The following is a 7,659-nucleotide window of genomic DNA, read 5'->3' as shown; positions in this document are numbered from 1 at the left end:
ATGCATAATCATATTTTACTTTTTTTTCCATAAAAAATGCCCCAAATAGTGTCTAACTTTTTGGGGCATGTCCAAAAATGAAATCTGGCTTTTTTATCTAATATGTTTTTAAAACTCCGCCTGTTTGAGTCATCAAAATTAATAACTTTCTATAAAAAAACTTGCATTAGTATTTTGATTTCCGAAAGAAAATCAGGAAACTTTTGTTTATTTTTACAACGTTTCAAAAAGAAATTCTATGTCAGATATGTTTCCGTTTTTATTGATTTTTATTGTTGCGCTCGCGATTGGTGTTTTCATTGGCAAGCTCATTTTCTCTGCTCGATTTCAATCGGAAAAAATTAGTTTAGAAGAAAAACTGATTGCATTTTCCACCCAATTCAATCAACTGAAAGAACAACTAATTGTAGACAAAATAACTTTTGAAAAGCAACTGGAAAACACCCATTCCCAAAAAGAAAGCATCAGGAACGAAAAAGACAGTTTAGCCATTCAGCTTTCAAAAAAAGAAGTTGATTTTGAGAATCTTTGGGAACGCAACAAAGAACAAAAAGAAGAAGTGGAAAAACTACAAGAAAAATTCACCAAGGAATTTGAGAATCTTGCCAATAAAATATTAGAAGAAAAGTCCAATAAATTCACGGAACAGAACAAGGAAAACATGAAAAATATCCTGACACCATTACAGGATAAAATTCAATTGTTTGAAAAAAAAGTTGAAGACACCCACAAAGAAAGTATTGATTATCATGCGGCATTACGCCAACAAATTCTGGGCTTACGCGAAATGAATATCCAGATGAGCAGGGAAACTATTAATCTAACTAAGGCTTTGAAAGGAGACAGTAAGATGCAGGGAAATTGGGGCGAATTAGTATTAGAACGCGTTCTTGAAAAATCAGGTTTGGAGAAAGGCCGTGAATATGAGGTGCAACAAGCCTTTACAACCGAAGATGGAAATCGTGTTTTTCCTGATGTTGTGATCAATCTGCCGGAGGGTAAAAAAATGATAGTTGACTCTAAAGTTTCTTTGACGGCGTATGAAAAATATATCAATGAAGAAGATGATCTACTGAAAATTGCCTATCTAAAAGAGCATGTCAGTTCCATCAAACGCCACGTAGAGCAACTTGGCAATAAGAACTACCATGATTTGTACCAAATAGAAAGTCCTGATTTTGTGTTGTTATTTATTCCTATTGAACCTGCTTTTGCCATGGCACTCAATGAGGATACGTCTTTATACAACAAAGCGTTCGAGAAAAACATTGTCATTGTTACTCCAGCAACTCTTCTGGCTACCCTGCGAACAATTGACAGCATGTGGACCAATCAAAAACAACAGGAAAACGCACTCGAAATTGCACGTCAAGCTGGCGCATTGTATGATAAATTTGAAGGTTTTGTGGCAGACCTAATCAAAATTGGAAAAAAAATAGACGAGAGCAAAATAGAATACAGCGGTGCGATGAATAAACTTGTAGAAGGAAAAGGAAATCTAATTGTGAGTGTCGAAAAATTAAAAAAAATGGGAGCTAAAGCGAAAAAATCACTTCCCGAAAGCATTATAAACCGAGCCGAAAAAAACGAAAATTAACTTTAAACTAAATCCTAATGAAAAAATTTATACTAATCCTTTCTGTATTGCTTGTAGTAACTGTTGCGGGTTATTTCACTTTTATATACAATGCTACGTACAGTGAAGGAGTTCGCTCCGGCGAATTAATAAAAGTGAGTCGCAAGGGCGTTGTATTCAAAACTTGGGAGGGCGAAATTAGTCAAGGCATTTCCGGTGCGCAAATTTTTTCTTTTTCGGTAATGGACAGTGAGGAAAAAGTAATAACGGATTTAAAGAAATTTGAAGGACAATACGTCCAAGTAACTTATATGGAACGATACAGAACTTACCCATGGTGGGGCGATTCACACTATTTTATTACTAATGTCAAGAAAGTTAATTCTCCCTTTAAAATCAAATAAATGAACAGCATTTTTAAAACAGTAGCATCATCTGACATTAGTATTTCAGAATTGATGTTACCCTCAAACACTAATTTCAGTGGCAAGATTCATGGTGGGTATATCTTATCCCTAATGGATCAAATTGCTTTTGCCTGTGCTTCAAAATTTTCAGGAAATTACTGCGTAACGGCATCGGTAGATACGGTTAACTTTCTTAAACCTATTGAAGTGGGTGAATTGGTAACCATGAAAGCCAACGTGAATTATGTAGGGAAAAGCTCTATGATTATTGGCATTCGGGTAGAAGCCGAAAACATTCAAACCGGAAAAATTAAACATTGTAATTCCTCCTATTTCACAATGGTTGCCAAAGATAAGGAAGGCAACAGTACCCTTGTTCCCAGATTGATCCTCACGAATCTCAATGAAGTACGCCGTTTTTATAATTGCATCAAACTAATAGCGTTAAAAGAAGAAAAAAATCTCCATAAAGAAGCGTTTGATTACCGTTCAGAAAAAGCACTAGAAAATATAAAAAAATATAATGTTCGAGTAGAATTATAATGTTGCAAACACTTATTATCCAAAAGACCAGCTGTTCTTTTGGACAATAAACCTCTAATTTCTTATTAAAAAAGAACAGATAAATTAACTTATCCAGTTGTTATTTCAAGCAAACAATAATTTTATATTTACTGCTTATTTTGTAACTTTAAGTAATTTAATTCATAAATCATTATGAAAAAAATTATACAAATAATGCTGCTCTTTACTGTAATAGCAACCACTGCTCAAGAAAAAATGGTATCCTATTCCGGAATCATTACTTTTGAGGCTTCAATCCCATTATTTGAAGAAGTGAACGCAATCAACGAGAAAACAACCTGTATTTTAATCACTAAGACAGGTCAGATCATTTGTTGGATTAGCATCAAAGATTTTAAGTTCAAAAAAAAAATGATGCAAGAACATTTTAACAATAATTATATGGAGAGCAACCGTTTTCCAACAGCCATTTTTAAGGGAAAAATTGCGAAATTCGATTTAAAAAACATAAATACTACTGTAGGAGAATATCAAATAAATGGAAAGATAACCATTCGTGGAAGAACTAAAAGGCTCCTTTTTAACGGAACCTTAAAAAAAGTAGATCAGGGAATTCAGCTATATGCCACATTTCCCCTAAATACGGATGATTTCAAGATTAAAATTCCGTTCATTGTTCGCAGCAAAATATCCAAAAATGTGAACACAAAAATCATTTGTGTCTTATATTAAATCTATTTTGTTAAACAATTTCTCAAAGCTCCTTCTAAATTTTTAAATTTAAATTTAAACCCAGTTTGAGTTATTTTATCCGAAGAAACCCTTCGTCCCGTTAGTACAATTACCGCCATTTTCCCCATCGCTAATTTCAATACAAAAGCAGGTACATTTGGCAACCATATTGAATATCCAAAAACACATGCCAAGGTTTTAGAAAAAACGGTGTTTGTAGTATTATCAGTAATCGCTGCATTATACGGCCCAGCCATATTGGGATTGACAATTGCCTGAAAGTAGATCGCACACAAATCATCGATATGAATCCAAGGCATGTACTGCTCTCCAGATCCCAATGCAGAACCTAACCGATACTTGAATAAAGGAGTGAGTTTCATTAAAAAACCATCATTTTTTCCTAACACTAATCCGGTGCGAATTTTTACGGTACGTATATTTAAATTTTCTATAAAATCTATGGAATCTTCCCATTTCTGGCAGGTATATCCTAGAAAATCATTCGCAGGAGCCATGGTTTCTGAACAAATTTCTTCGCCATTGACAGCACCATAAATGCCTACTGCCGAAGCGGAAATAAACGCTTCTACTTTTTTATCATGCTTTTTTAGAACCGTATAAAGCAACTGAACAGATTGCTCCCTGCTATCAATAATGGCCGCTTTTTGTTTGGCCGTCCAGCGCCTCTCCCCAATATTCTCGCCAGCTAAATGTACAATATAATCGGCGTTCAAAACTGCCGCTTCATCAATAGTGTGATTTGCTACATCCCACTTATAATAAAACACAGCTTCTGTATTACGCTTTTCACTTCTACTCAGAATGGAAACTGTATACCCTTTTGCGACCAACAAAGCAGTTAAATTTTTTCCGATAAATCCCGAACCTCCGCTTATTAAAACATTCTTTTTCATAATACTGTAAAGCTACTGATTTATATTGATACTAAAATTATATTAAATTTTGTTTAACTTTATTGATATATGTTTAAACATTCACTACCTTTATACTCTAATTTGAAACATCGTAAAAAATGGCAACTAAAAAAACAACCGTAACAAAAGACAAAATAGTTTCGCTCTACATGAATTATGTTCTTGAACACAGCGAGAAACCAAAATCAGTATATCATTTTACAAAAATAAATGATTTTACAGAAACTGAATTCTATGCTTTTTTTGGTACAATTGAAAGTATTGAGAAAGAAATTTTTAAAATGTTTGTAGAAAAAACTACTGACTTACTGAACAAAAATAAGGAATACGAAATGTATGACATGAAAAGTAAAATGTTAAGTTTTTACTTTACTTTTTTCGAGATCTTGACTGCTAACAGGAGTTATGTTGTTCTTGTATTGAAAGAGCACAACAATCAGTTGAAAAAACTAATGCAACTCTCTGGGCTCAGAAACAGTTTCAGAAATTATTTATCTGAAATAATCTCAGATGAATTTAGAACACAACAGGAAAAACTGCAAAACTTTCAAGAGAAATCCTTTCAGGAAGCATCCTGGATTCAACTTTTGTTAACGCTAAAGTTTTGGTTGGATGATGCCTCAGCTGCTTTTGAGAAAACAGACATTTACATTGAAAAATCTGTTAAAGTAACTTTTGAATTAATGAATATCGCACCGATAGACAGCTTAATCGACTTTGGAAAATTCATTTTCAAAGAAAAAATATACAACAAGTAATGAAAACTATAGATTATATTCCAACATCAAAAATTGAAAGAGCAACTAAGCTGGTACAAACCGGTGCTAAAGTTGGCGTAAATTACCTAAAATATTACGGTGAAAAAATAGTGAATTCTGATTTGACCCGTGAAAAATTAAACGAGGACAATGCCGAGGATATTTACGACGGACTCAAAAGCCTTAAAGGAAGTGCGCTCAAAGTAGCACAAATGTTGAGTATGGATAAAAGTTTTTTGCCTCAGGCTTATGTAGAAAAATTTTCACTATCCCAATTTTCTGTTCCACCACTTTCAGCTCCGCTAGTACTGAAAACCTTCAAAACAAATTTTGGGAAAACACCTCATGAAATATTTGATGAATTCAATGCTACATCTAAAAATGCAGCAAGTATTGGGCAAGTGCATGTTGCCATGAAAGACGGTAAAAAACTAGCTGTAAAAATTCAATATCCCGGAGTGGCTAACAGCATCTCCTCTGACTTATCGATGGTGAAACCTATTGCCATCAGAATGTTTAACCTTCAAGGAAAAGATTCTGATAAATATTTTAAGGAAGTTGAGGACAAATTGATTGAGGAAACTAATTATATATTGGAATTAAAACAAAGTCAAGAAGTAGTTGACGCCTGCAAAAAAATAGAAAATCTGGTTTTTCCGGAATATTACCCTGACTTTTCAACAGACAAAATCATCACAATGGACTGGATGAATGGCAAACATCTCTCTGAATTTACAAAAACAAATACCAATCAGGAAGTAGCAGACAATGTTGGTCAGGCTTTATGGAACTTTTATATGTACCAAATTCATATTTTAAGAAAAGTACACGCTGATCCACATCCTGGAAATTTCTTAGTCAACGATGCAAACCAATTAGTAGCATTAGATTTTGGTTGTATGAAACAAATTCCAACAGAATTTTACACCCCCTATTTTGAGCTGGTAAGTAAAGATGTAATTAACGATACTAAAATATTCAATTCAAAATTATTTGAATTAGAAATTTTACGTGCTGATGATTCTGATGCAGAAATAGCCTATTTCACAGAATTGTTTCATGATTTATTATCGTTGTTTACCAAACCTTTTCAAGAGAAAATATTCGATTTCTCGGATGAAAGTTTTTTTGAAAGTATCGCACAATTGGGGGAACGCTTTTCAAAAGACACTAATCTTCGAAAAATGAACGGGAATAGAGGTTCTAAACATTTTATTTACATGAACAGAACTTTTTTTGGATTGTACAATTTAATGTTTGATTTGAAAGCGAAAATAGTTGTCAATGAATTTGAAAAATACAAGTAGTGAAAAAAGAAAATCTGCCTTCAAAAATGTGTATGGTCTGCAACCGGCCATTCAGCTGGCGGAAAAAATGGGAAAAAGTTTGGAACGAAGTTAAATATTGTAGTGAAAAATGCAAAAGAAACAAAAAGGGTTAGTTTGGTTTAGGAATGATCTTAGAGTTCATGATAATGAGTCTCTATCTACTGCGATGGAAGAAAATGACAATGTAATTGCAATTTATTGCTTTGACCCACGACATTTTGAAGAAAAAGAATATGGTTTCAAAAAAACAGAAAAATTCCGTGCTAAATTTCTATTGGAATCGGTAGCGGCTTTAAAACAAAATCTAAAAAATTTGAATGTTTCTTTATTGGTTTATCACCAAAAGCCAGAAGACTGTATTCCAGCGATTGTCATTCAAAACGAAATTAGTTCGATCTATTTTCAAGAAGAATGGACTTCTGAGGAAATGATAGTTTCCGATAACATAAAAACTCAGGTTCCAAATTCAGTAGCGTTTAAAAGTAGTTATAATCAGTTCTTATTTCATCCGGAAGAAATACCGTTTGCAATTGAAGCGGTTCCAAATGTTTTTACACAATTCCGAAATAAATGTGAAAAAACGACAAAAGTCAGACCTGAGTTTTCAGTTCAACCGTTGTCAATTGATAATTACACCATAGACCAAACTGTTATTCCTACGATAAAAAATTTAGGTTTTACTGATTTTGAAATAGATTCCAGAACGGCATTTCCTTTTGGTGGTGGTGAAGATGAAGCAATGAAACGTTTGCAAAATTATTTTTGGAAAACCAAAAAACTGAGCGTTTATAAAGTAACTCGAAACGGATTAATTGGAACTGATTTTAGTTCGAAATTTTCACCTTGGTTGTCTAATGGATCAATTTCTGCAAAAACTATTTATTGGGAAATTTTGAAATATGAACAACAAATCGAGAAGAATGACTCAACATATTGGTTGGTTTTTGAACTAATTTGGAGAGATTATTTTAAATATATTTCGTTAAAAAATGGAAATTCAATTTTTAAGATTGGCGGAATTTTAAACAAAAAATACGATTGGAAAAGAAACAAATATGCCATCAATAAATGGATAAATGGTGCAACTGAAGAACCTTTTATAAATGCAAATATGCTTGAATTACAACAAACAGGTTGGATGAGCAATCGCGGCAGACAAAATGTAGCGTCGTATTTTGCAAAAGATCTGTTATTGGACTGGCGTATAGGAGCGGCATACTTTGAAGCAATGCTTATTGATTACGATGTTCACAACAATTATGGAAACTGGATGTATGTTTCAGGAGTAGGCAACGATCCCAGAGATCGAAAATTTAATATTAAATTACAAGCCACGAATTACGACGGACAATCAAAATTTCAAAAATTATGGCTGCAACAACAATTATTATAAAA

At 33.2% G+C, this 7,659-nt stretch carries 9 protein-coding genes; 8 read left to right on the top strand and 1 reads right to left on the bottom strand.

Features of this window, described 5'->3' with window-relative positions; translation table 11 throughout:
* Positions 1 to 238: 238 nt before the first annotated feature.
* The 4 genes from rmuC to EKM05_RS13420 all read left to right on the top strand — a co-directional run bounded on the left by rmuC (position 239) and on the right by EKM05_RS13420 (position 3,240).
* On the top strand, positions 239 to 1,597 hold the full coding sequence (rmuC, locus tag EKM05_RS13435) for a DNA recombination protein RmuC (RefSeq protein WP_126556090.1): 1,359 nt from the start codon (positions 239 to 241) through the stop codon (positions 1,595 to 1,597).
* A 17-nt stretch (positions 1,598 to 1,614) separates the two neighbouring features.
* Positions 1,615 to 1,980 carry a 6-phosphogluconate dehydrogenase gene (locus EKM05_RS13430; RefSeq protein ID WP_126556087.1) on the top strand — a complete coding sequence of 122 codons (366 nt, stop codon included), beginning with the start codon at positions 1,615 to 1,617 and terminating at the stop codon, positions 1,978 to 1,980.
* Positions 1,981 to 2,526, top strand: a complete 546-nt coding sequence (locus EKM05_RS13425; RefSeq protein ID WP_126455565.1) for an acyl-CoA thioesterase — start codon at positions 1,981 to 1,983, stop codon at positions 2,524 to 2,526.
* 174 nt (positions 2,527 to 2,700) lie between these two features.
* Positions 2,701 to 3,240: a YceI family protein gene (locus EKM05_RS13420; protein WP_126556084.1), complete on the top strand. Its 540-nt coding sequence runs from the start codon at positions 2,701 to 2,703 to the stop codon at positions 3,238 to 3,240.
* Between the two features lie 2 nt (positions 3,241 to 3,242).
* Here EKM05_RS13420 and EKM05_RS13415 read toward each other — a convergent pair whose 3' ends face one another.
* On the bottom strand, positions 3,243 to 4,157 hold the full coding sequence (locus EKM05_RS13415) for a TIGR01777 family oxidoreductase (protein WP_126556081.1): 915 nt from the start codon (positions 4,155 to 4,157) through the stop codon (positions 3,243 to 3,245).
* 119 nt (positions 4,158 to 4,276) lie between these two features.
* Here EKM05_RS13415 and EKM05_RS13410 point away from each other — a divergent pair, with 119 nt between their 5' ends.
* Genes EKM05_RS13410 through EKM05_RS13395 form a run of 4 tightly spaced genes read left to right on the top strand, consistent with a single transcriptional unit; the run spans position 4,277 to position 7,657 of the window.
* Complete coding sequence (locus EKM05_RS13410) at positions 4,277 to 4,936, top strand: TetR family transcriptional regulator C-terminal domain-containing protein (RefSeq protein WP_126556078.1); 660 nt, start codon at positions 4,277 to 4,279, stop codon at positions 4,934 to 4,936.
* A complete protein-coding gene (locus EKM05_RS13405) occupies positions 4,936 to 6,243 on the top strand; it encodes an AarF/ABC1/UbiB kinase family protein (RefSeq protein WP_126556075.1) in 1,308 nt (435 codons plus the stop codon). The genes EKM05_RS13410 and EKM05_RS13405 overlap by 1 nt, the downstream gene beginning before the upstream one ends.
* Positions 6,243 to 6,377 carry a DUF2256 domain-containing protein gene (locus EKM05_RS13400; RefSeq protein WP_126455555.1) on the top strand — a complete coding sequence of 45 codons (135 nt, stop codon included), beginning with the start codon at positions 6,243 to 6,245 and terminating at the stop codon, positions 6,375 to 6,377. The genes EKM05_RS13405 and EKM05_RS13400 overlap by 1 nt, the downstream gene beginning before the upstream one ends.
* Entirely contained in the window at positions 6,353 to 7,657 is a 1,305-nt protein-coding gene (locus tag EKM05_RS13395) for a DASH family cryptochrome (RefSeq protein WP_126556071.1), read from the top strand. Before EKM05_RS13400 ends, EKM05_RS13395 begins: the two co-directional genes overlap by 25 nt.
* The last annotated feature ends 2 nt before the right edge of the window (positions 7,658 to 7,659 follow it).

The sequence above is a fragment of the Flavobacterium sp. GSP27 genome (assembly GCF_003970395.1).
GTDB lineage: Bacteria > Bacteroidota > Bacteroidia > Flavobacteriales > Flavobacteriaceae > Flavobacterium.
The sequence above is the reverse complement of the archived record's forward strand: the minus strand, read 5'-3'. Positions and strand labels throughout refer to the sequence as shown.

Excerpts from the sequence above, each read along its gene's own strand:
- rmuC (WP_126556090.1), top strand. The coding sequence starts at position 239 with ATGTCAGATATGTTTCCGTTTTTATTGATTTTTATTGTTGCGCTCGCG.
- EKM05_RS13430 (WP_126556087.1), top strand. The coding sequence starts at position 1,615 with ATGAAAAAATTTATACTAATCCTTTCTGTATTGCTTGTAGTAACTGTT.
- EKM05_RS13425 (WP_126455565.1), top strand. The coding sequence starts at position 1,981 with ATGAACAGCATTTTTAAAACAGTAGCATCATCTGACATTAGTATTTCA.
- EKM05_RS13420 (WP_126556084.1), top strand. The coding sequence starts at position 2,701 with ATGAAAAAAATTATACAAATAATGCTGCTCTTTACTGTAATAGCAACC.
- EKM05_RS13415 (WP_126556081.1), bottom strand. The coding sequence starts at position 4,157 with ATGAAAAAGAATGTTTTAATAAGCGGAGGTTCGGGATTTATCGGAAAA.
- EKM05_RS13410 (WP_126556078.1), top strand. The coding sequence starts at position 4,277 with ATGGCAACTAAAAAAACAACCGTAACAAAAGACAAAATAGTTTCGCTC.
- EKM05_RS13405 (WP_126556075.1), top strand. The coding sequence starts at position 4,936 with ATGAAAACTATAGATTATATTCCAACATCAAAAATTGAAAGAGCAACT.
- EKM05_RS13395 (WP_126556071.1), top strand. The coding sequence starts at position 6,353 with ATGCAAAAGAAACAAAAAGGGTTAGTTTGGTTTAGGAATGATCTTAGA.